21 protein-coding genes, 1 tRNA gene and 1 pseudogene are annotated in these 22978 nt (G+C 70.7%); 14 read left to right on the forward strand and 9 right to left on the reverse strand.

From position 1 onward, the window contains the following. The first annotated feature begins 17 nt into the window (after positions 1 to 17). The 5 genes from BDK92_RS10860 (at position 18) to BDK92_RS10880 (ending at position 2398) form a co-directional block, all read left to right on the forward strand. Positions 18 to 299: a hypothetical protein gene (locus tag BDK92_RS10860; RefSeq protein ID WP_121156597.1), complete on the forward strand. Its 282-nt coding sequence runs from the start codon at positions 18 to 20 to the stop codon at positions 297 to 299. Beyond that, the gene (locus tag BDK92_RS10865; RefSeq protein WP_246016954.1) at positions 296 to 589 is read left to right on the forward strand and encodes a hypothetical protein; all 294 of its coding nucleotides are present in this window, start codon (positions 296 to 298) and stop codon (positions 587 to 589) included. The genes BDK92_RS10860 and BDK92_RS10865 overlap by 4 nt, the downstream gene beginning before the upstream one ends. A gap of 127 nt (positions 590 to 716) precedes the next feature. Next, the gene (locus BDK92_RS10870) at positions 717 to 959 is read left to right on the forward strand and encodes a DUF397 domain-containing protein (RefSeq protein ID WP_121156598.1); all 243 of its coding nucleotides are present in this window, start codon (positions 717 to 719) and stop codon (positions 957 to 959) included. A gap of 59 nt (positions 960 to 1018) precedes the next feature. Next, a complete protein-coding gene (locus BDK92_RS10875; RefSeq protein ID WP_147456956.1) occupies positions 1019 to 1471 on the forward strand; it encodes a hypothetical protein in 453 nt (150 codons plus the stop codon). A 21-nt stretch (positions 1472 to 1492) separates the two neighbouring features. Continuing rightward, positions 1493 to 2398: a JmjC domain-containing protein gene (locus BDK92_RS10880; protein WP_121156600.1), complete on the forward strand. Its 906-nt coding sequence runs from the start codon at positions 1493 to 1495 to the stop codon at positions 2396 to 2398. A 256-nt stretch (positions 2399 to 2654) separates the two neighbouring features. On the opposite strand, the gene ssb is transcribed toward BDK92_RS10880, so the two are convergent. Beyond that, positions 2655 to 3401: a single-stranded DNA-binding protein gene (gene ssb, locus BDK92_RS10885; protein WP_121161963.1), complete on the reverse strand. Its 747-nt coding sequence runs from the start codon at positions 3399 to 3401 to the stop codon at positions 2655 to 2657. A 180-nt stretch (positions 3402 to 3581) separates the two neighbouring features. Here ssb and BDK92_RS10890 point away from each other — a divergent pair. Further along, positions 3582 to 4595, forward strand: a pseudogene (locus tag BDK92_RS10890) (alpha/beta hydrolase); the annotation flags it as partial. On the opposite strand, the gene BDK92_RS40225 reads toward BDK92_RS10890, so the two are convergent. Then, positions 4486 to 5688: a hypothetical protein gene (locus BDK92_RS40225; RefSeq protein WP_425462221.1), complete on the reverse strand. Its 1203-nt coding sequence runs from the start codon at positions 5686 to 5688 to the stop codon at positions 4486 to 4488. The pseudogene BDK92_RS10890 and the gene BDK92_RS40225 overlap by 110 nt on opposite strands. A 104-nt stretch (positions 5689 to 5792) precedes the next feature. Here BDK92_RS40225 and BDK92_RS10900 point away from each other — a divergent pair. Next, a tRNA-Arg gene (locus tag BDK92_RS10900) sits at positions 5793 to 5865 on the forward strand. Positions 5866 to 5872: 7 nt separating this feature from the next. Here BDK92_RS10900 and BDK92_RS10905 read toward each other — a convergent pair. From BDK92_RS10905 to BDK92_RS10925, 5 genes are all read right to left on the reverse strand, one after another. Continuing rightward, positions 5873 to 6457 (reverse strand): NUDIX hydrolase, encoded by a 585-nt coding sequence (locus BDK92_RS10905; protein ID WP_147456957.1) that lies wholly within the window; start codon positions 6455 to 6457, stop codon positions 5873 to 5875. A gap of 27 nt (positions 6458 to 6484) precedes the next feature. Next, positions 6485 to 7249, reverse strand: coding sequence for an FkbM family methyltransferase (locus BDK92_RS10910; RefSeq protein WP_121156604.1), 765 nt, complete (start codon positions 7247 to 7249; stop codon positions 6485 to 6487). Positions 7250 to 7450: 201 nt separating this feature from the next. Next, positions 7451 to 7723 carry a hypothetical protein gene (locus tag BDK92_RS10915; RefSeq protein WP_246016955.1) on the reverse strand — a complete coding sequence of 91 codons (273 nt, stop codon included), beginning with the start codon at positions 7721 to 7723 and terminating at the stop codon, positions 7451 to 7453. A gap of 106 nt (positions 7724 to 7829) precedes the next feature. After that, positions 7830 to 8318 carry a MarR family winged helix-turn-helix transcriptional regulator gene (locus BDK92_RS10920; protein WP_121156605.1) on the reverse strand — a complete coding sequence of 163 codons (489 nt, stop codon included), beginning with the start codon at positions 8316 to 8318 and terminating at the stop codon, positions 7830 to 7832. A 142-nt stretch (positions 8319 to 8460) separates the two neighbouring features. Next, a complete protein-coding gene (locus BDK92_RS10925; protein ID WP_121156606.1) occupies positions 8461 to 8979 on the reverse strand; it encodes a hypothetical protein in 519 nt (172 codons plus the stop codon). Positions 8980 to 9179: 200 nt separating this feature from the next. Here BDK92_RS10925 and BDK92_RS10930 point away from each other — a divergent pair, with 200 nt between their 5' ends. Continuing rightward, positions 9180 to 9944: a DeoR/GlpR family DNA-binding transcription regulator gene (locus BDK92_RS10930; RefSeq protein ID WP_121156607.1), complete on the forward strand. Its 765-nt coding sequence runs from the start codon at positions 9180 to 9182 to the stop codon at positions 9942 to 9944. A gap of 16 nt (positions 9945 to 9960) precedes the next feature. Then, positions 9961 to 11124 (forward strand): MFS transporter, encoded by a 1164-nt coding sequence (locus BDK92_RS10935; RefSeq protein WP_170208545.1) that lies wholly within the window; start codon positions 9961 to 9963, stop codon positions 11122 to 11124. 75 nt (positions 11125 to 11199) lie between these two features. Here BDK92_RS10935 and BDK92_RS10940 read toward each other — a convergent pair whose 3' ends face one another. Beyond that, positions 11200 to 11850 carry a DUF305 domain-containing protein gene (locus BDK92_RS10940; RefSeq protein WP_246016957.1) on the reverse strand — a complete coding sequence of 217 codons (651 nt, stop codon included), beginning with the start codon at positions 11848 to 11850 and terminating at the stop codon, positions 11200 to 11202. Between the two features lie 324 nt (positions 11851 to 12174). Next, entirely contained in the window at positions 12175 to 14112 is a 1938-nt protein-coding gene (locus BDK92_RS10945) for a sigma-70 family RNA polymerase sigma factor (protein WP_121156609.1), read from the reverse strand. Between the two features lie 355 nt (positions 14113 to 14467). Here BDK92_RS10945 and BDK92_RS10950 point away from each other — a divergent pair, with 355 nt between their 5' ends. From BDK92_RS10950 to treZ, 5 genes are all read left to right on the forward strand, one after another. Next, positions 14468 to 15184: a hypothetical protein gene (locus tag BDK92_RS10950; RefSeq protein WP_121156610.1), complete on the forward strand. Its 717-nt coding sequence runs from the start codon at positions 14468 to 14470 to the stop codon at positions 15182 to 15184. A 33-nt stretch (positions 15185 to 15217) separates the two neighbouring features. Continuing rightward, positions 15218 to 16525, forward strand: a complete 1308-nt coding sequence (locus BDK92_RS10955; RefSeq protein WP_246016958.1) for an MFS transporter — start codon at positions 15218 to 15220, stop codon at positions 16523 to 16525. 234 nt (positions 16526 to 16759) lie between these two features. Next, positions 16760 to 18877, forward strand: coding sequence for a glycogen debranching protein GlgX (gene glgX / locus BDK92_RS10960; protein ID WP_121156611.1), 2118 nt, complete (start codon positions 16760 to 16762; stop codon positions 18875 to 18877). A 1-nt stretch (position 18878) separates the two neighbouring features. Next, complete coding sequence (gene treY / locus BDK92_RS10965) at positions 18879 to 21215, forward strand: malto-oligosyltrehalose synthase (protein ID WP_121156612.1); 2337 nt, start codon at positions 18879 to 18881, stop codon at positions 21213 to 21215. Then, a complete protein-coding gene (treZ, locus tag BDK92_RS10970; protein ID WP_121156613.1) occupies positions 21212 to 22945 on the forward strand; it encodes a malto-oligosyltrehalose trehalohydrolase in 1734 nt (577 codons plus the stop codon). Before treY ends, treZ begins: the two co-directional genes overlap by 4 nt. Positions 22946 to 22978: the final 33 nt, after the last annotated feature.

Genomic DNA, 22978 nt, shown 5'->3' on the forward strand with positions numbered 1-22978 from the left:
CCGGAACGGGGGTCGCCATGATCGGTAGTGCCTTCGTGCAGGTCGGCGACATCGTCAACGCCGAGGCGGGCGACTACCGCCGGACCCGCACCCCCGCCTATCAGGACAACATGGGTGATCTTCACCTGCGGTTGACCCACGTGCCGATGGACGCCGGGGCGTACGACACCGAGTGGGTCAGCGTGCGCGGCGTCGAGAAGCCGACGGGGAAACCCGAGCTGCCCGAGGCTGACTACGTGATCCGTCGCCGCGCACTGGCGGACGTCGAGCGGCCCGCGCCGACGGGACCGGACTGGTGATCGACCCGAAGCCGGTCGCCGGCCGGCTACTCCACCTCCCGCTGCGCCCGGTTTGGTGCTGCCGGGTCTGCGCCCAGCCGTGGCCGTGCGCCGACGCCCGGCTCGATCTGACCGTGAGCTTTCGTCACCAGCGGGTCGCGTTGATGCTCTACCTCGGCACGCAGTTCGTCGACGCCATCTCTGACCTGCACGTCTATGACTCGGCCCTCGGGCCGCCGCCGGACGTGCGGACGATCTTCGAACGGATCATGTGCTGGGCGCCGCCCGAGCGCCCCGCTCCCCCGCCCTGATCGCGCCTCTGGCGCCCCCGGACTCCCGCCGGTTGTCGTCACTGGCCAGGCGACGCCTGACGGGCGCACAAGGCAGCACCGGCGCGGGGACCGAATCCCCGCACAGCACCTGAAGGGAGATTGTCTCGTGGCGGAGAAGGTCAATCTGTACGAGGTCGACGCCACCGGCGTGAACCTCCGCAAGCTCTGCGGCGGTGGCATCAACAACTTGTCCATGGAGAGCTGCGTCGCCGCCGCCATCCTGCCCGGCAACCCCGACGCCGTCACCATCGGCGACAGCAAGCTCGGCGCCGATACGCCGACCCTCCGGTTCACCCGCCAGGAGTTGAACAACTTCTTCGCGGCGTACCAGGCCGGCGAGATCAGCTAACCGATCGATCAAGGGCTGGCCGCGCGAGTCGTGCGGCCAGCCCACCCCCGGAGGGAACAATGGCGCTGGTGACGCCGCACTGGCACGCCTATGGCCCGTGGACGGGGCCACATCAGTTCTTCTCGCGCGAGCACGAGCATGAGCGGCGGCCTGGGAACGGCCCCGGCGACGCCGGGTGGGCGGCGTTCGTCGCGGCGACCACGCCGCCTATGCAGACCGGTCACTATCTCCTACGCCGCGATCAAACGGCACGGGAACGGACATGGATCGACGTGCAGGGGCCGCTGACCTGGCTGGCCGAGACGTATGCCCAACTGCCGCCCGACCCCGCTCTCAGCTACATGGAACTGGCCGAACGCCTTGAGTACACGGGCCAGTCGCTGCGACATGGGGGCGACACCATCTGGCACTACACCACGAGCAAGAGCGGCAACCGGCTCGTCGTGTTCGCGGTTATCTGCTGTCCGCATCGCCACCTCACCGCCATTCCATGTCCCCTCCCGCCGAACTGACCTTCGACCCTGGGAGAACCCATGTCCCTCGACCTCATCATCGGCAACAAGGCAGCCGCCGCCCTTCTCAGCGACTGGCCCGCCCACCCATACACACTGACCCTGCCGCCGGACAGCCCGATCGGCCGGGTGATCAACGCGCAGACGATTCGCGGCTTCCTCGACGCCGGCTGCGCGCCGAGCAACTACGTCAACATGTTCCACAGAGGTGAGGCGCTGCATCCGGGCCGCTTCACCGCTGACGACCGGGTGGCGCCGGGCTCCGTGCAACTCCTGCTCGATCAGGGTGTCACCATCCAGCTCCGCGAGCTGAACCGCTGGCATCCGCCCATGAGTGCCATCTGTGCGGGCATCCAGGCGCAGACCGGCTGCGCCGGGTACGTGACAGCATTCATCACGCCGGGCGGAACTCAGGGCCTCGACTATCACTGGGACCAGTACCTCGGGATCGTCGTGCAGCTTGAGGGGTCAAAGACCTGGGAGCTGTGGAAGCCCAAGATCGAGGCGCCATACCGCGATCACGCGACGTCGACGCACCTCTGGGATGGCGACTGGGTCAGGCAGTGGCAGGACTCCGGCCCCGACATGACAGTCGAGTTGACCGCCGGGGATGTGCTCGTTCTTCCGCGAGGGTGGGTGCACAACCCGCACTCGCGGAATGCCGCAGAAACCAGCGTGCACTTGACCTTCGTGCTGCGGGAGCGCGTACCGCTGTGGTTCGCCGAGCGGCTGATCGGCAGCGCGATCAACGACCCCCGCTTCCGCGTCGTGATCCCGCCGTCGGGGCTCGACTCCGCGAAGATGCCAGAGACGGTCGAGGCCGTGCGGTCGTTGATGGTGGACTACCTCGGTGGACTGAACATCGAGGAGATGTCGGGAGTGCTGCGCCGCGCCGCCCAGCAGGAGACCAGCCACGCCACGCTGTGAAGCGCAAGGAAGCGGGCGAGCCTGATCGAGGCTGGCCCACATGACGCCATCTACGTAGAGGGCCTCCGCGCCCGACCTGACCGGCCCGCCCTGGGTGTGCGTCGTCTTCCCCCGTGGACGACGCCCCAGGGCGGGTCTTCGCTTGGGCAGAAACGCGACGCTGTTGGCCTCATGGCCAGCCGACGGGTATGCGGGGAGGCGGGCGGCTCCCCCGACGCCCGCCTCCCCACCGCCGGTGGCCGACCGGCGAAACCGATCAGGCCGGCACGGGCACCCGGCTCCGCCCGCGTCGGGCCCGGCCGCCCACCTGCGGGCCCTCGGCCCCCGACGCCGGGTCGCCCCCGTCGAACTCGTCGTCGTCCGGCCCGCCCGACAGAATCCCGTCGACCGGCACGTCCACCGGCAGGGTCCCGTCGCCCGGCACGGCCGGCGGCACCTCGTGTCGGCCGAGGTCGGCGAGGTCGTGGGGCGGCAGTTCCGGCAACTCGTCGCGGAGGGTCAGGAAGGTACGCGACTCCTCCTCCCCGTACGGGCCGCCGGGCCGGGCCGGCGCCAGTTCGTCCGACACCGGCTCGGTCGGCTCGCCGTGGACCCGGTGCTCGGCTTCGCCGTCCTCGACCGAACTCGTGGTCATGGTCGGCCGGTTGCGGGCGAACTGTCCCCGCCCCCGGGAGAGGTCGTGGCCGACGGCGACCGCCTCCATCTCGTACATGGTCCGGTGGTTGCCGGCGTCGTCGACCCAGTCACGGGTGTACATCCGGCCGACCACGATGACCGGGTCGCCGGTCATCACCGACGAGGAGACGCCCTCGGCGAGCTTGCGCCAGCAGTTGACCCGCACCCGCAGGCTGTTGCCGTCGACCCAACGCCCGCTCTCCCGGTCGAGGCGGCGGGCGGTCGAGGCGACCTTGAAGTTGGCCACCAGCGTGCCGCTCTGGGTGGTACGTCGCCACTCCGGCGCGGTGAGCACGTTGCCCACCACGGTCACATAGGTATCGAACATCATCTCTCCGTAACTCTCACGGTTGTCCAGGGATCACCACATCGAGTCGACTCACCGACGAGCGTGGCCGTCGTCCGGCGGTGACGCCACCGACCGTCCACCGACTGTGGACAACTCCCGGGCCTGTGGAGAAAGACCTGATCAAGCGCGAATGTGGTACGGCGCGATAACGTCGACGCTGTGGAACCGGACCTGCTCGGCGGCGCGTACGAGTACCAGACGATCGATCTCGGGCACGACGACGAAGGACCTGTGCTGGCCACGCTGGTACATCGCCGCGCCGACCATCCCACCGGGCGTGCCGTGCTCTACCTGCACGGGTTCGCCGACTACTTCTTCCAGTCCCACCTGGCCGACTTCTACGTCGAGCGCGGCTGGGACTTCTACGCGCTCGACCTGCGCAAGTACGGTCGCAGCCTGCTCCCACACCAGACGCCGAACTTCTGCCGCGACCTCCGCGAGTACTTCCCGGAACTCGACGCGGCGGCCAGCATCATCCGCGACCAGGACGGCAACGGCACCCTTCTGGTCAACGGACACTCGACCGGTGGGCTGATCGCGGCACTCTGGGCGGACGCCCGCCGGGACGAGGGGATCATCGACGGGCTCTTCCTCAACAGCCCGTTCCTCGACCTGAACGCGCCGTGGCTGGCCCGTCGACCCCTCGCGGCGGCCGTCGCCCGGCTGGCCCGGCGGATGCCGTACCTGGTCGTCCCCATCACCCTCTCCCCGGTGTACGGCCAGAGCCTGCACACCGAGCACCGGGGGGAATGGAGTTACGACCTGGCCTGGAAGCCGCTCGACGGTTTCCCCGTCCGGGCCGGCTGGCTGGCCGCGATCCGCCAGGGCCAGCGGCGGCTCCAGCGAGGGCTGGACATCCGGGTACCGGTCCTGCTCGCCTCCTCCACCCGGAGCTGCCGGGTGAGCACCTGGCACGAGTCGGCGACGCTCGCGGACTCCGTACTCAACGTCGCCGACATGGCCCGCTGGGCACCGGCGATCGGACGGCACGTGACCCTGGTCCGGTTCGACGGCGGCCTGCACGACCTGACGCTCTCCGGACCGGCCGTCCGCGAGCGGGTCTTCAGCGAGCTGGACCGCTGGGTCGGCGCTTTCCTCGCCCCAGCTCCCCCGGCTGCGGTGACTCCGACCAGCGCACCTCCGGACCCGACCCCTTCGTCGGCTCCGGAGGCTCGGGCCGTTCCGGACGTTCGGACCGCTCCGGACGCTCAGACCATTCAGGGCGCCCAGACTGTTCCGGACGCTCAGGCCGCTCCACCCATTCAGACCGCCTAGGCCGCTCGGCCCGGTCACGCGGTTCAACCCGCTCTGGCCGGTCACGCGGTTCAACCCGCTCTGGCCGGTCACGCGGTTCGGTGCGCTCGGCCCGCTCGCGCCGATCCACCCGGTCACGCCGCTGCGGCCGCTCCGGCTGCTGGCGCCGTCCCTGCCGCGCGGCTCGGAACGGGGAGGGCGCCGGCTCGTACGGCGGCTCCGGGCGCGGCTCGTACGACGGAGGCTGGTACGGCGGTTCCGGGCGCGGGCCGTACGGCAGTTCCGGCGGCGGCTCGTACGCCGGCTGCGGCAGCGGCGGCTCGTACGCCGCCGGGGCCGGCTGCCGGTACGACGGACGACGCGTCGGCTGGTACGGCGCCGCCACCTCCCGGCCGACCTCCGCTCCCGACAACGGCCGGGACGGAAGGTCCACCGGGGGACGCGACGGTGGCTGCGGGACCGTACGCCGGCCCGGACCGGAGGTCAGCCCGGCCGGGGCCGGGTGGAACGGCAGCCACATTCCCTGCCGCCACACCAGCAGGTCCCGGCTGAGCGGGTGCGGGTCACCGGCGAAGAAGACCCGGTCCACCGCGCGACGCGCCTTCTCCCGTCCCGGACGCGACTGCGACCCGGTGACGATCACCACGTCCCGGGCCGGAACGCCGATGACCAGTTCGCCGGGGACGGACTGCTGGAGGTCGTCCCAGAACTCGTCGACCAGCAGGACGCTGGACTCCAGGCCGTCGAAGGAGAGCAGCAGGGCCGGTGGCTGGCCGGAGATCCGCAGCCGGTTCATCGCGACGTCCAGGTTCTCCATCGCGGTTCGCCGCAGCGCCCGCCGACCCACTCCGATGCGGTCCAGGTCCGCCCAGGTCACCAGGCGCTCACCGTACGGTGGGCCGAACGAGTAGGCGATGCCGATGTCGTCGGAGAACTCGTCCAGCACGTGGTCTTCGCCGAGCTGGTCATCGATGGTCGACACCAGCAACGGCAAAAACTCAGTGCTCGTCACCTGCACCCGTGAAAACCTAGTATGTGCTGGCCGGGCCGGCGACCCCGTCCAGCCGAACGCTCCGCCCGGCGGCGCGGGTACCCTACTCCCGCGTACCACAACACGCGCTCGTAGCTCAGCGGATAGAGCAGGGGACTTCTAATCCCAAGGTCGCAGGTTCGATCCCTGCCGGGCGCACAACCAGCTACAAGGGCAGCTCAGCAAGGCTGGGCGCACCTTGGGCCACAACTGCGGGGGCGGCTCCCAGCTGCTCCAGCTTCGCCCGCAGCGGCGCGGATCCGATCGGCATCCAGGCCGCCGCGCCGACCTCCGCCGTCTGGAGCGTCAGCTCGGGCGCGTCCCCGACGGTGAACGCGTAGCAGAGATCGAAGTGCCAGTGCCCGGGTTCGCCCCGCCCCGGGTTGGCGGGGATCGGGTGGATGTCGATGTCCACCGGTCGTCGGTCCAACGGCACCAGGTCACCAGCGGTCAGGCCGGTCTCCTCCTCGACCTCACGCAGGGCGGCGCCGAGCAGGCTGGTGTCGGTCGGCTCCAGGTGCCCGCCGGGCGGGAGCCAACGGTCGAGCACGTTGTGGTGGATGTGCAGGGCCCGCCCGGCGGGGTCGAGCAGGATCGCCGAGCAGGTGAGGTGGCCGGTGAAGGTCGAGCGGGAGGTGATCGCCGAGCGCTGCGCGATACCGGCGAGCAGCGGAGCGAGGCGGTCGTGCTCGGTGCCGTACCGGTCGAGGTAGTCCCCGACCGTGCCGGCGACCTCGTCCATGTCGATCATCGGTGTCTCCTCGGGTGCGACCACCGGCTAGCGGGACCGGAGTACGACATCCTTGCTGAGACCAGCCCACCCGGTCGCACGGGCATCGGCGAGTACGTCCCGCAGGCGGGGCGCGTCGACCGGTTGCTCGACGCCGGACCGGATCACGCTGACCGCGAAGCGGTCGCAGAGATAGCCCACCAGTTCCTCGTCCGCGTGCATCACCTCGCAGATCCCGGCGACCTGGCGCCGGTGCAGCAGACCGGCCATCCCTTCCAGCGCCTCCAGTTCGTGCCCCTCGACGTCGATCTTGAACAGCAACGAGTCGTCGGGTGCGAGGGTGATCCGCTCGTCCAACCGGAAGCAGTCGACGGAGACTCCCCGGTCGCTGCGCAGCCGCAGGGACGAAACCCCGGAGTGCAGGTGGAAGTTCAGGCGGGCGACGCCGGTGGTGTCGCTGGCCGCACCCTCGTGCAGCACGATGCCCGGATAGTCGCCCCCGCTGTGCCTCAGCGTCTCGCGCAGCATCCGGATCACCACGGGATTCGGTTCCACCAGGTGGAGCGCGCGCAGCCCCTCGTGGTAGCGGGTGGAGAAGGCCACCTCGCCGTAGTTCGCACCGATGTCGAGGGCGACCGTCGGGCGTAGCTCACCGGCGAGACGCCGCCAGGTGGCGACGGCGCTCCGGTCGAGGTTGCCGTGGTACATCGCCAGCAGTACGCCCCGGATGTCGGCGGGGTCCGCGTGCATCCGCACGCCGATCTCGTTGCGGAATGCCCCGGAGCGGGCGCGTAGCGCGGTGCGTTGCGCCACGATCCTGACCCGTTGACCGCCTGACTTGTGGAACGCCTGCCGAAGTACCGACCGGAAGGTTGCCAACCGAGCCTCCCCTGCTCACGCGCCTGCGCCTCACGTACGCGGCGTCCTCACCGCAACGAGGCAGGTGGGCCGGAGGTGACGCCGGGTGGGGCGTACGGCGGGGTTGGGGTTCCGGTGGGCCTCGGTCCGGGCTGGTCAGTCGAGCGGGGTCGGCGGGTCGGCCGGCCCGAGCAGGCCGGTCGAGGAGTTGCCGCCGCGGCGGCGTTCGGCTCGCCTGGCCCGCTGCTCGGCGCTGAACCGTTTGCGCTCGGCAAGGTCACGCCGCCATCCCTCACGCGCTTCGGCGCTGGTGCCCTGGACCGCGTTCTCGACCGTCGGCGGCCCGAGGATCTTGAACAGGACGTCGAACGTCCGGTCCCGGCCGGCCAGCCGGGACAGGAACGACCGCTTCGGCTTCGACGCATCCATGTCGATCCCGTCCTCTCGTCGACCAAGTGCTTGGCGCACCAATAGTTTGTACACCAAGTATCGGTCGGACAAGGGGCCAGGGTCACCTTTCCCGAACCGCCCGGGATCAGCCCTGGGGTGAACCGCCGGCGCCGGCAGCGCGGGTGGCGGCAATCAGCCGGGTGAGCGACGCATGCAGATGGAACAGTTCGTCGAGTTCCATACCGAGACGTTCGATCACCGCCGCCGGGATCTTCTCCGCCTGCGCCCGCAACGCCCGACCGGAATCGGTCAGCACCACGGCGAGCGTCCGCTCGTCCTGCGCGTCCCGCTCCCGCCGGATCAGGCCGTTCACCTCCAGCCGCTTCAGCAGCGGGGAGAGCGTGCCCGGGTCGAGTTGCAGCAACTGACTGAGGGCCTTGACCGACAGCGGCGTCGACTGCCACAGCGCCAGCATCACCAGGTACTGCGGATGGGTGAGTCCCATCGGCTCGAGCAGCGGCCGGTAGAGCGCCACCACGTTGCGCGACGCGACCGAGAGGGCGAAACACACCTGCCGCTCCAGCGCGAGCGGATCGACCGCGAGCGGGTCGACGCCGCTCCCCTCGTCGCCCATCACAGCTCCCCCGCTCACTCACCGGCGCCGCACCCCGGGCGGACACACCGGGACGAAGGCTACTCGCGGGCGTCCGGGCCACCCGGCAGGACCGTTGACCGGGTACGGCACCCGGCCAACGGCCCCACTTACGCGCCTGCGGTCAGGCCGGGAACCCGTACCGGGCCGCGTGCTCGGGGTCGGCCGGGTCGATCTGCCGGATGCCCTCGTCGGCGAGCCGCTTGTTGATCTCTTCCAGGTTGTCCCGGACGAGTTGCGCCTCTTCCTCGGTGGTCTTGCCCCGGTGCGGCTTGCCCGCGTGTTCGAGCGTGGCGTAGTCGATCCGCTCGGCGGTGACCCGCTTGGTCGCCTTCGGCGGCTTGATCCGCTCCGCGGTCTTGAGCAGCTGGGCCATCGGCACGTCGGTGGCGAGCGCGTCGAACTCGCTGGCGGTGAGCACCACCCGGCGCGGTTCACCGCCGCCGTGGCTGTCGTAGATCTCCACGACCGCGACGTCCAGCGACGCGTCGTCGATGCTCTCCACCTCGACCGACCTGGCCTCCAACTGCACCGGTCCAGCCACCAGGTCCGGGTGTTCCAGGACGACGACGCGCACGATCTCGTCGTCCGACTGGAGGACCTTGCCGCTGAAATCGGAGATGTGAACGGTCTTTCTACCCATGCGGGAAACTTCTCCTGTCGGACGGTACTGCCAGGGCCAGGGAACGAAGTTACCCGACAGGTGTGCGAACGACTTGCTAGGGCCGGCCTCCGCGCCCCCGGTGTGTCGCCCCGTCCTCCGCCTCTCCGACGTACCGACGGGTGACCCGGATCGCACAGAATCGTTTGCGAAACTCACACACTGATGTTTGAATCGAACACATGTCTGTGCAGCAGCAACGCCACCAGGGAATCCTGGAGGCACTCCAGGGACAGGGCCGAGTGAGCGTCGCCGCGCTCGCCGCCCGCGCCGGAGTGTCGGAGATGACCGTTCGGCGCGACCTGGAACTACTCGAGGGTGAAGGGCTCCTGCTCCGGGTCCACGGCGGCGCGGTGAGCACCATCTCCGGCAGCTACGAACCACCCTTCGCCGTACGCGCCCGGCTCGGATCAGAGGCCAAGACCCGCATCGGTACGGCGGCAGCCGCGCTGATCGGCGCGAACGAGACCGTGGTCATCGACGCCGGCACCACCGCCCTCGCCGTGGCCCGTGCCCTGCGTGGGCGCCGGCAACTCACCGTCTGCGCGCTCAGCGTCCCGGCCCTGGCCGAACTCGGCGACGAACCCGGCATCCGGCTCATCGCCGCCGGTGGCGACGTACGGGCCGGCGAGCAGTCCTTCGTCGGGCCACTGGCCGAACGGGTCTTCGACGACTTCCGCTTCGACACCTTCGTGCTCTCCGTCGGCGGCTTCGACCCGGAGCACGGCCTGACCGATTTCAACCCCGACGACGTACGCCTCAAGCAGGCCGCCATCCGGGGCTCCCGACGGCGGATCGTCGTCGCCGAGGGGGCGAAGCTCGGACGGATCACCTTCGCCCGGATCGGCGCCACCCCCCTCGCCGACGTGCTGGTCACCGACGGTGAAGCGGCCGAGGACCAGCTCTCCGCGCTCCGCGCGGCCGGCGTGAACGTGGTCGTGGCATGACCGGCGGCACCCGGTGGTGACCCTCACCCGGACGCCCGGGGACAGCGCCAGCGGACCCCGCCTCGCACCAGCCGCCGTCACCGCCGCCGTGGTCGCCTTCGTGGTCATCGGCGTGCAGCAGTCGCTCTACGGCCCGGCGATCCCGGCGCTGCGCGCGGCGCACGACATCTCCGCCGGCGCCGCCGGTGCCGCGCTCAGCGTCCACTTCCTCGGCGCCGTGCTCGGCGTGCTGGCCCTGCCCCGCAGCCGCCGCCGTGGCATCGCCGACGGGACGTTCCTCGCCGCCGCACTGGCGCTGATCGCGAGCGGATGCGTCGGCTTCCTGCTCGCCCCCGGTTGGCCACTTGCGCTCACCGCCGCCTTCGTCGCCGGGGTCGGCTTCGGCGGCATCGACGGGGGCGTCAACCAGGTCTTCACCGAGATCTACACCGGCGACGGCGGTGGGCACGGCATGCTCAACCTGCTGCACGGCTGCTTCGGCGTCGGCGCCATCGCCGGGCCGGTGGCGATCGGGCTCCTCCCCGGCTACGGCTGGGCCTTCGTCGCCTGCGCGGTCGGGTCGGTCATCGTGCTGCCGGTCCTGCTCGGGATCAGGACCGGCCGGGTCGCCGACCCGCGCCGTGCCGGCCGACGGGTCCTCAGCCTGCTCGGACTGGCGTTGATCGGGTTCTTCGTGCTGCACGTCGGGCTGGAGACCGGGGCCGGGGGTTGGGAGACGACCCACCTCATCTCGACCGGCCTCACCGCATCGGCGGCGGCGACCGCGACCTCCGGTTTCTGGTTCGCCTTCACCGCCGTACGGTTCGCCGTCGTCCCACTCTGCCGCCGCTTCCCGCCCCGGACGATCGTCATCGCCTGCACCGTGATGACTCCGGTGGCCGCCGTCGCGACGCTCTCCCACCCGCTCGCCCCGTGGGCGTACGGGCTGCTCGGTGTCGCGGTCGGGCCGCTCTTCCCGACCGGACTCGCCTGGCTGGGGCAACTCCGACCGGAGCTGATCCCGACCGTCGTGGCGGTCTCGATGCTGGGCGGGGTCGCGTTCCCGCCCGCGCTCGGGCTGGCGGTCGAGTCGTTCGGCCCCGGCGCCGTGCCGTGGGGGCTGGTCGGCGTGGCGCTCACCACGGTCGCCACGCTCGCCCTGATCACCGGACTGGCGTCCCGACCCGGCCCGAACCGCTGATCCGATTCCGCCGCCGGCCGGGCCGTCATCGCCGCGCGGTGCCGAACGTCATTCGCCGGGCTCATTCGCCGGGCGTCACTCCTGTGCGGAGTCGGCGCCCGGCACCGCGTCGAGCAGCACAAGCTCCTCGTTGCGCGAACGCTCCAACCCGGCGGCGAGGGCCCTGGTCCGGTCGCTGCCACCGGACTCCTGCTCCGACCGGGCCACCACCGCGCTCTGGGCCAGGTGTTCCCGGATCACGGTGACCACGCGGGGGCCGAACTCGGCGGCCGGCGCGGCCTCGAGATCGGCGATCCGAAGCTCGGTGATCATGCCGGGCATCTGGTGCCCCTCATGGATGTTCTCCTCGGCCACGTTCCCGGCGGCCAGCAACGACCGCAGTTCGGCCAGTTCGGCCCGGTGGGTCGAGGTGAGCCGGCCGGCCAGCTCGCGTAGCGCCGGTGTGGTGGCCGCACTGGAATCGAGGTACGAGAAGAAGGCCAGCGCCCGGTCGTTCATCGGGATCATCAGTTGGATGAACGCCACGTCCGTGCCGCTCAGCACCACCGGTGCGGCGGTCGCGGTCGACGCTGGCTGCCCCGCCTTCGCCCGGGACGTTCCGCGGCCCCAGCCCTGCACCAACGCCACCGCCAACGCGGTCACCACCAGGATCGTGAGCGCCCCGAACAGACGCCCGTGACCGGCACCGTCGCCGGTCGCGACACCCCGCCCGGTCACACCCGCCACCCGGCGATCCCGGCCCGATCCCCGACCTGGTCGACGCTCGGCGAGGCAGTTGTCACGGATGGGGAACCGAGGGCAGGTCGCGTGGTCATAGCGGGGCACACACCTTTCTCTCTCCGCGCAGACAATACGTGAATGACACCCGCGTCCTCGACTCGAATCCCTTATCTTTCACTTAACTCCGACCCCGGTTCCGGCCCTGTTCCGCACGTCCGCGTACGAATCCCGGAAACGGTCGGGCCGCGACGGAAAAGACAACTTCCGTCGCGGCCCGACAATCTACGAATAGCTATGTGACGGTACGTCGAACCGACCGGGCGACCGTTCTCAACCGGCGGCTTGGAAGGCCCGGCCGACCGCGGTCGCCTCGGTACCGGTACGGAACAGTCCGGACTGGTCCCGGTCGGTCGCGGGCAGCCCGAACCAGGCGTACCGGTGCACGAAGGAAAGGCCACCGAGCATCTTCGTGGCAGCGGTGAGAAACGCGGCCTGCTGCGCCTGGGTCGGGAAACGCTGGGCGCCGTCGGCAAAGTTCATCAGGGCGAACTCGGTCAGCCAGATCGGCAGCTTGTAGCGGTTGTAGACCGCCTGGATGTACTGCTTCAGCTGGTTGACCGCGTTGGTGGTGTTGAAGTCGCCGCCGTACCAGTGCAGGGTGATGAAGTCGACCCGCAGACCGCGTGACTTCGCCCCGGACATGAACCGGTCCAGCCAGCCACCCGCGTCGGCGCCGCCCCAGGCGACCGCCGGGCTGCCCAGCGTGCTGCCGGTGGCGACCAGCTGCGGCCAGAGGTCGAGCGCCTGCTCCGGCGTCATGTTCGACTGTTCACGCAGGTCCGGCTCGTTGAAACCGAGCAGGTACGGTCCGGCGGCCTTGGCGCGGGCGAGTTCGGCGGCGGTGACACTCTTCGAACCCCAGATCATCGGTACGAAGGTGGCCCCGCTCGGGGTGTTGATACCGGAGTGCTGGGTGCTCCAGGTGTAGTACCAACTCGCCTTCGAGTTGCTCAGCGCCTGACTCACGCCGCTGAACTCCCAGACGCCGACACCCTTCTTCGCCGAGGTGACCGCCGGTCCGACGGCGGGCGCCCGGCTGCTCGGCTTGGCGCTCGGCGTCGCCTTCACCGAAGGGCTGGCCGAGGCCGACGGGGTGACCAGGGGCGTGGGCGTCGGGCTGGTGCTCGGGTCGACCGGGGCCAGGCCGGCGTCAACCGCCGGCGGGGCGGCCACCGGGGGTGGTGTCGGGCCGGTCAACTTGGTCACCACCAGCGCGCCGGCCACCAGCGTGGCCACCGCGGCGGCGGCGCTGAACGGGATCAGCACCTTGCGGGCGCCGCCGGTGAAGAGGTGGCCGAGCCAGCCCGACCCGTCCACGGCGGAACCGTCGGGCAGCCCGCCCCCGGCGGCGGGCGCCTGGTGGGCGGCGGTCGCCGCGTGCGACGGGGCCGCGCCCGCGTACGCGGCGGCGGTGGAGATCTGGTCACCGAAGCTCGCCGGCAGTGGGAGCAGCGGCAGCCCGGCGAGGAGCCGGTCGATCGGAAGGAAGTCCTCGCGGTAGCGCCCGCAGAACATGCAGTCCCGTACGTGCCGGGCCAGGCGCTTGCGCCAGAGCGGGGTGGGCGTGCCGTTCCAACCGGCCGTCATGTTCCGCAGATCCGGGCAACCGGGTCGACCGCGCAGTGCCCGGACGACCGTACGGGCGGTCTGGATCTGCTCCTTCATCCGGTGGATCCGTACGGCCGCGTGGCTGACGCTGAGGCCGAGCGCGGCGGCCAGGTCGGCGCGACCGAGTTCACCGGTCTCCTCCAGCCACCACAGGGCGAGCAGTTCCTGGTCGTCCGGGTCGAGCCAACGGGTCGCCTCGGCAACCTCGCGGCGCTGGTCGGTGAGGCCGAGCCGAAGAATCGTCACCTCGGCGAAGTCAGCCGCCGGGTCGGGCACCTCGTGGATCGCGTCGATTCCGGCGTCGCGGATCAGCGCGGTACGGCGATGCTGTTCCCAGTCGCGGATCTGCCGGATGGTGATCGCCACCAGCCAGGGCCGGAACGCCCCGGGGTCGCGCAGGTCGGTCAGGTGACGGACGACCCGTACCAGGGTCTCCTGGACCACGTCGTCGACGTCGGCGTGCCCGCGCAGTGCCCGGCCGACGATGTTGTAGACGAGTGGAAGGGAGTTCGCCACCAGATCGTCGAGCGCGTGCTGGTTGCCCCGCTGGGCCGCGATGACCATCCCGGTATCGGGTACGCCCCGACCGGCTGAGGACATGGCGTCTCACTCCCCTTCGATTTCTCTTGGCTCGCGCGGCATTTCACCTGTTTGCGGCGATCGCCCGAGCGTCAGGCGCCGAAGGCCGGATCTGTTCGGCCTCTCCCTGTCAGGAGACCGGCGGGCGTCCGGCGAATTACGGAAACCTCCACGAGTTCACCGAGGAGCGGGATCAGGCAGTTCAACCGCAGGTCGTTCCCGGCATGGTGGCGGGCCGGCCGGCCTGCCGGCGCAGGCTAGGCAGCCCGTCAGCGGCCTGTCAACCAGTGCCTGCCCAACCGGCCCGAGCCTCTCCCACAGCACAGATGACAACGATCCGTTGACATTGTCGCGCGGCAGCCGGGAGCATTTTGGCATGGGGCAGACGGACGAACGGCAGTCACGGTCGCTGCGCGATCACCGGACAGCCGCAGCCACCGCCACCGCCACCGATCCCACTCCCGAGCAACTGCTGGCCGCGCTCGCGCTGCTCGACGGCGTACGCGCGGACCTGGACCGGATCGAACGCGCGCTGATCGAGTCGGCCAGGGACCGGCGGACGAGTTGGGCCCGGATCGCCGCCGCACTGGGCCTGACCTCGCGGCAGGCGGCCGAGCAGCGCTGGCTCCGGCTGCGCGGCGGGAGCGGGCGTGCCCTGGCTCGGGCACGCGAGATCCGACAGCGTCAACAGTCCGTTGACATCGGGTACGGCACCGCGATCCGTCACCTCAGAGCAGCGACGGACGCGGCGTGCCGGGAACTCGACGCCGATCCGGACTGGGACGCCCGGCACCCGCGCGCCGGGCTGGCCCGTACCAGCATCGAGGCCGCCTCGACCGCTACCCCTGGAGCGCTTTACGCGCTGGTCATCCAGGCACTGGCGGATCTGGAGGCGATGACGTCGACACCCGGCGGGGCGCTTCCCGACGACGTGCCGGACCCGGTCCGGGCAGCGCTGGGCCACTTGCGCCGGGCCGCCGACACCGCCCGCCCCGAACCCGGGCGGCCGTCCACACCGCCCGCCCCGGCGCCGGATTCGTCACCGGAGGATCGGCAGCCGCTTGACACCGAACGGCGCCGCCCCCAGGATTGAGCCCGGCAGGCTCAAGTTTGGGGGTGGTCAGCGGTGCGACTGCTCCGGGACCGGAACGCGGTTCTCTTTGTCGGGGTCTCCCTGGTCGCCGGCTTCGGCGGTACGGCGATGTCGCTCGCCGCCGGACTCTGGGCGCTCGGCCTGACCGGCTCCACCAGCCTGGCCGCCCTCGCCGCCGCCTGCGTGTTCGCGCCCAGCCTGCTCGGACCGGCGCTCGGCGTACTGGTCGACCGGCTGCCCCGCCAGCCGCTGCTGGTCGGGACCAGCCTGGGCATGGCTGGCCTGCTGCTCCTGCTGCTCGCGGTCCGCTCCGCCGACCAGCTCTGGCTGCTCTACACGGTGATGCTCGGCTACGGCGTCAGCTACGTACTGCTGGACGCGGGCGAGGCGGCGGTGCTGCCGGCGGCACTGCCGGACGACCAGCTCGGCGGTCTCAACGGCCTGCGGATGAGCGCACAGGAGGGCACCAAGCTGATCGCCCCGCTGGTCGGCGCCGCACTGTTCACCTGGATCGGTGGTCCGGCGGTCGCCCTGCTCAGCGCCGCCCTGCTCGGCATCGCCGCCGGCCTCTACGCCGCCATCCGCACCACGGCCGCGTACGTCGAGGACCGCGCCCCGGAACCCCGACCCGCTGGACGATCCCGCGACGGCGTCGACTTCCTCCGCGGCCATCGGCCACTGCGTGCCGTCGTACTGGTCGCCTCGGTCACCATGCTGATGTCCGGCCTCGGCTCGGCGGTGCTGTACGCGGTGGTCCGCGACGGCCTGCACCAACCAGCCGCCTTCGCCGGGGTGATCACCTCGGTACACGGTGTCGGCTCGATCATCGGCGGGCTGCTCGCCGGCCGACTCCTCGACCGGTACGGCGAACTGCCGCTCGCCGGCTGGGCCGCCCTCGTCTTTGCCGCCGGTACGGCCCTACGTTGCCTCCCCTGGTCACCAGCCGTGCTGGTCAGCGGCGTGCTCATGGGAGTCGGTCTGCCGTGGACAGTGATCGCGGCGATGACAGCGGTCCAGCGACGTACGCCGCACGCCCTGCTCGGCCGGGTAGCCGCCACCGCCAACTCGCTGGTCTTCGCACCCACCTCGATCGCCCTGCTGACCGGGGCCGGGCTGCTGGCCGTGGTCGACTACCGGATCCCTCTCGGCACGGCCGCGCTCGGCGCGCTACTGGCCGGTGGCTGGCTGCTGACCCGCCGCGACGCCGAACCGCTGAGCGTCCCCGCTCCCGTTCCCGCCGAACCGCTGAGCGTCCCCGCTCCCGTTCCCGCCGAACCGACCCCGGCCCCAACCCCGGCCCCGGCCACCCCGATGGCGGCTGCCCCAATCGCTCGCACCTGATACACCGATAACGACGCTCGGCGATTCGCCACACAACGGCCCCACCCCCCAGCTCCGCAACCTCCTGTGCGCCGGCCGGTTCCAGTGTTAAGAAGGGGCCCTTCCTATACAGAAGGCGATAACAAGGGGCCCTTCCTTACCCCAGGGTTGGTGGAGGTGGTGGGTGGGCAATTACCCGCGTGCGCGCCGGGCCATCGCGGTCCGGGGCCTAGTCGACCAGGGCGAAGGAGCACCATGCAGGTCTGGCCGGGGGAACGGTATCCGCTGGGGGCGACCTACGACGGCACGGGAACCAACTTCGCGATCTTCTCGGAGGTGGCCGAGTCGGTCGAACTCTGCCTCTTCGACGAGTGGGACCTCGGCGCCGAGCGTCGCGTCCCACTGCCGGAGGTGGACGCGTACGTCTGGCACGCGTACCTGCCGGGGGTGCAGCCGGGACAGCGGTACGGCTTCCGGGTGCACGGGCCGTACGACCCAGCGAACGGGGTGCGGTGCAATCCGCACAAGCTGCTGCTCGACCCGTACGCGAAGGCGATCGACGGTGAGGTGGTCTGGGATCCGGCGGTCTACGACTACGACCTGGCCGACCCGGACCGGATGTCGGAGACCGACTCGGCGCCGTTCATGCCCAAGGCGGTGGTGGTCAACCCGTACTTCGACTGGGGCAACGACAGCCCGCCCCGGACGCCGTACCACCACTCGTTGATCTACGAGGCACACGTACGGGGGCTGACCCGGCGGCACCCGGAGATCCCCGAGGAGCTGCGCGGCACGTACGCCGCGATCGCCCACCCGGCGATCATCGAGCACCTGACCCGGCTCGGCGTGACCGCGATCGAACTGATGCCGGTGCACGAGTTCGTGCACGACCACCGCCTGACCGACCTGGGGCTGCGCAACTACTGGGGGTACAACACCATCGGCTTCTTCGCCCCGCACCACGGCTACTCGGCGCTGGGCCGGCTCGGCCAGCAGGTGCAGGAGTTCCGGGCGATGGTGAAGGCGCTGCACGCGGCCGGCATCGAGGTGATCCTCGACGTGGTCTACAACCACACCGCCGAGGGCAACCACCTCGGCCCGGCGCTCTCGTTCAAGGGTGTGGACAACCGGTCCTACTACCGGCTCTCGGAAGAGGACCCCCGCTACTACGTCGACTACACCGGAACCGGCAACAGCCTAAACGTACGCAGCCCGCACTCACTGCAACTGATCATGGATTCGCTCCGGTACTGGGTGCAGGAGATGCACGTCGACGGTTTCCGGTTCGACCTGGCCGCCACCCTGGCCCGGGAGTTCTACGACGTGGACCGCCTCTCCACCTTCTTCGAGGTGGTCCAGCAGGACCCGGTGGTCAGTCAGGTGAAGTTGATCGCCGAGCCGTGGGACGTCGGCCCCGGCGGCTACCAGGTGGGCAACTTCCCGCCGGTCTGGACCGAGTGGAACGGCAAGTACCGGGACACCGTGCGCGACTTCTGGCGCGGTGAACCGGCCACCCTGTCGGAGTTCGCCTCCCGCATCTGCGGCTCCGCCGACCTCTACCAGGACGACGGGCGCCGCCCGTTCCACAGCATCAACTTCGTCACCTGCCACGACGGCTTCACCCTGAACGACCTGGTCTCGTACAACGACAAGCACAACGAGGCCAACGGCGAGGAGAACCGCGACGGGGAGGGACACAACCGGTCCTGGAACTGCGGTGTGGAGGGGCCGACCGACGACCCCGAGGTGCTCGCCCTCCGGGCCCGGCAACGTCGCAACTTCCTTGCCACCCTGATGCTCTCCCAGGGCGTGCCGATGATCGGCCACGGCGACGAACTGGGCCGGACCCAGCACGGCAACAACAACGCCTACTGCCAGGACAACGAGTTGGCCTGGGTGGACTGGGCGAACGTCGACGAGCAGCTACTGGAGTTCGTCCGTACGCTGACCGCCTTCCGCGCCCGGCACCAGGTCTTCCACCGGCGCCGTTTCTTCACCGGACTGCCGGTGCAGACCCGCTCCGCCGACGCCCCCCTGCCCGACCTGGCCTGGTACACCCCGGACGGTCGGGAGATGACCGGTGCGGACTGGGGCAACGACTTCGGCCGGGCCCTCACGCTCTTCGTCAACGGCGACGGAATCCGCGAACGCGGCCAGTACGGGCAGCGGCACCGGGACCACTCGTTCCTGCTGCTGTTCAACGCGCACGACGCGGCACTGGACTTCACCCTGCCCGGCGAGGAGTTCGGCCAGAAGTGGGAACGCGTGATCAGCACCGCCGAACCCGACCCGGACGACCCGACGGTGATCGAGACCGGGGCGACCGTACGGGTGCCGGACCGTTCGCTGGTGGCGCTGGAGAGGATGGTGTGAAATGCCCACCGGTGCCCACCGACAGGTCACGGCAACCTACCGGGTGCAGGTCCGACCCGGATTCGACCTGGACGCCACCGCCGGCCTCACCGGCTACCTGGCCTCCCTCGGCGTCACGCACCTCTACAGCGCGCCGCTGCTGACCGCCGCCCCCGGCTCGGCGCACGGTTACGACGTGGTCGACCCCCGCGCGGTCAACCCGGAACTCGGTGGCGAGGCCGCCCGGCGGCGGCTCGTCCAGGCGCTCCGGGCGGTGGGGCTGGGGTTGGTCGTGGACATCGTGCCCAACCACGCCGGGGTCGCCGTACCGGTGGCGAATCCGGCCTGGTGGGATGTGCTGCGCCGAGGTCGCTCGTCGCCGTACGCGGCATGGTTCGACATCGACTGGTCGCGTCCCCGGTTGCTGCTCCCGGTCCTCGCCGACGACGCGGGTCGGACCGGCGGGCCGGACGCCCCCGATGCCCTCGACGACCTCAAGATCGCCGACGGGGAGCTGCGCTACCACGAACACCGGTACCCGATCGCCGACGGCACCGACGGCGGCAGCCCACGCGAGGTGCACGACCGGCAGCACTACGAGCTGGTCTCGTGGCGGCGCGGCGACACCGAACTGGGCTACCGGCGCTTCTTCGCCGTCTCCGACCTGGCCGGCGTCCGCGTCGAGGACCCGGAGGTCTTCGACGCCACCCACGCCGAGGTGCTGCGCTGGGTGGCGGCCGGCGAGGTGGACGGCATCCGGGTCGACCACCCCGACGGGCTCCGCGACCCGGCCGGCTACCTGGCCCGGCTGCGGGCCGCCGCACCGGAGACCTGGCTGGTGGTGGAGAAGATCCTCGAGTACGGCGAGGAGCTGCCGGACTGGCCGGTCGACGGAACCACCGGGTACGAGGCCCTCGCCTCGGTCTGCGGACTCTTCGTCGACCCGGCGGCGGCCGGCGACTTCACCGTCCTCGACACCACCGTCACCGGCCGCCCCACCTCCTGGCCCTCGCTGATCCACCACTGCAAGCGCACCGTCGTCACCCGGCTCTTCGCCGCCGAACTGAACCGGCTGGCCCGGCTGGTGCCGGAGGTCGCACCGGAGTCGGCCCGCGCCGCGCTGGCCGAACTCGCCGCGTGTTTCCCGGTCTACCGGGGCTACCCGCCGCACGGCGCCCGGCACCTGGCGATGGCCCGGTCGGAGGCGGGCCGGCGGCGGCCGGACCTGACCGCCACCCTGGACACGGTCACCGCCCACCTCCGTGACCCCGACGACGAACTGGCACAACGGTTCCCCCAGCTCACCGGGGCGGTGATGGCCAAAGGTGTGGAGGACACCGCCTACTACCGGTGGAGCCGGTTCGTGGCGTTGAACGAGGTCGGCGGCAGCCCGGCCCGGTTCGGCGTACCACCGGCGGAGTTCCACCGTGCCGCCGCCGCCCGCCAGGAACGTTGGCCGGCCGGGATGACCACGCTCAGCACCCACGACACCAAACGCGGCGAGGACGTGCGGGCCCGGCTGGCCGTACTCGCCGAACTTCCCGCCGACTGGGCGCGACGGGTACGTGACTGGATGGCCCGCTTTCCCCTGCCCGACCCGTCGCTCGCGCACCTGCTGTGGCAGACCGCCGTCGGCGCCTGGCCGGTCGAGCGGGACCGGCTGCACACGTACGCGGAGAAGGCGGCCCGGGAGGCGGCGGCCTCGACCAGTTGGTCCGACCCGGACCCGAGGTTCGAACACGCCCTGCATCACCTGGTCGACCGGATGTACGACGACGAGGCGTTGCACGCCGAGATCAGCGCCTTCGCCGACCGCCTCACCCGGCCCGGCTGGTCCAACTCGCTCGGCCAGAAGCTGGTGCAGCTCACCATGCCCGGGGTGCCGGACACCTACCAGGGCACCGAGCTGTGGGAGAACTCCCTGGTCGACCCGGACAACCGGCGCCCGGTCGACTTCGCCGTACGCCGGGAACTGCTGGACCGGCTCGACGCCGGCTGGCTGCCGCCGGTCGACGCCAGCGGGGCGGTGAAGCTGCTGGTGGTCTCCCGGACCCTGCGCCTGCGCCGGGACCGGCCGGAACTCTTCACCGGCTACCGTCCGGTGCCGGTGCACGGCTCAGCCGCCGAACACGCGGTCGCCTTCGACCGGGGCGGTGTGCTCGCGGTGGCGACCCGGCTGCCGGTCGGCCTGGCCCGACGGGGCGGCTGGGGCGGCACCTGGCTGTCACCCTCCGTTAATAACGTGACCGAGCTGTTCACCGGACGCGTCTACAGTGACGAACGGGTCCTCCTGGCCGAACTGCTGGCCGACTACCCGGTGGCACTGCTCGTTCGAAGCAAGCCCGTGGAGGCATCATGACCGAGTTCACGGTCTGGGCACCGGAAGCGTCGCGGGTACGCCTACGCCTGGTCGGTACGGGTGACCACGAGATGATGGCCGGCCCGGACGGCTGGTGGCGCCTTGACGTACCGGAGGCCGGGCCCGGCACCGACTACGCGTACCTGCTCGACGACGGGGACCAGGCGCTGCCCGACCCACGGTCGGCGTGGCAACCCGACGGGGTGCACGGATACAGCCGGGTCTACGACCATGGCGCGTACGAGTGGACCGACCAACGCTGGACCGGCCGGCAGCTACCCGGCGGGGTCCTGTACGAGCTGCACGTCGGCACCTTCACCCCGGAGGGCACGTTCGACTCCGCGATCGAGCGGCTCGACCACCTGGTCGACCTCGGGGTCGACCTGATCGAACTGCTGCCGGTGAACGCCTTCAACGGCGAGCACAACTGGGGCTACGACGGGGTCTGCTGGTTCGCCCCGCACCACGGATACGGCGGGCCGGACGGTCTGAAACGGCTGGTCGACGCGGCCCACGCACGTGGCCTGGGAGTGATCCTCGACGTCGTCTACAACCACTTCGGCCCCTCGGGGGCGTACGCGCCGCTCTTCGGTCCGTACCTGGCGGAGACGAGCAACACCTGGGGACGCTCGGTCAACCTCGACGGCCCCCACTCCGACGAGGTGCGCCACTACATCGTCGACAGTGTGGTGATGTGGCTGCGTGACTACCACCTCGACGGGTTGCGGTTGGATGCCGTGCACGCGCTCCGCGACCATCGGGCGATTCCGCTGCTGGAGGAGTTGGCGACCGAGGTGGAGGCACTGTCGACGCATGTCGGCCGGCCGTTGTCACTGATCGCCGAGTCGGACCTGAACGATCCGCGACTGATCACCCCTCGGGAGGCGGGCGGGTTCGGGCTGCACGCCCAGTGGAACGACGACGCCCACCACGCCCTGCACACCCTGCTCACCGGCGAGGAACAGGGCTACTACGCGGACTTCGGTTCGTTGGAGTCGCTCGCCGACGTACTGGCCGGCGCGTTCTTCCACGCCGGTGGCTGGTCCAGCTTCCGGGGGCGTAGCCACGGCCGCCCGGTCGACCGGCACCGGGTGCCTGGCCACCGGTTCGTCGCGTACCTACAGAACCACGATCAGATCGGCAACCGGGCCAGCGGCGACCGGCTCTCCGCGTCACTCTCCCCGGGTTTGCAGCGGGTCGGCGCGACCCTGCTGCTCACCGCGCCGTTCACGCCGATGCTCTTCATGGGCGAGGAGTGGGGGGCGAGTACCCCGTGGCAGTTCTTCACGAGTCATCCGGAACCGGAGCTGGCCGCCGCGGTGGCGACCGGTCGACGCCGTGAGTTCGCCGCGCACGGCTGGCCGGAGACGGAGGTGCCGGATCCGCAGGACCCGCAGACCTTCGTCCGCTCCCGGCTCGACTGGGCCGAGTTGGAGAAGCCGGAACACCGCGACATGCTGGACTTCTACCGACGACTGATCAAGCTGCGCCGCAGCCACCCGGATCTCTCCGACCCTCGGCTGGACCGGATCGGGGTGCGCTACGGGGACCAGTTCCTGGTGGTCCGTCGAGGCAACTGTGTGGTGGCGGCGAATCTGGCCGGCAAGCCGCAGCGGATCGACCTGGCCAGTGGCGTACGCGCCGTGCTGTTGGCGACCGGTCCGGGGGCGAGCGTGACCCGTAACGGGGTCGAGTTGCCGGCGGAGTCCGCCGTCATCGTCGCGGTCTAGAGCTTCACTTCATTCGGGTACGCGAAAAGCCGG

This window comes from Micromonospora pisi (assembly GCF_003633685.1).
Taxonomy (GTDB): Bacteria; Actinomycetota; Actinomycetes; order Mycobacteriales; family Micromonosporaceae; genus Micromonospora_G; species Micromonospora_G pisi.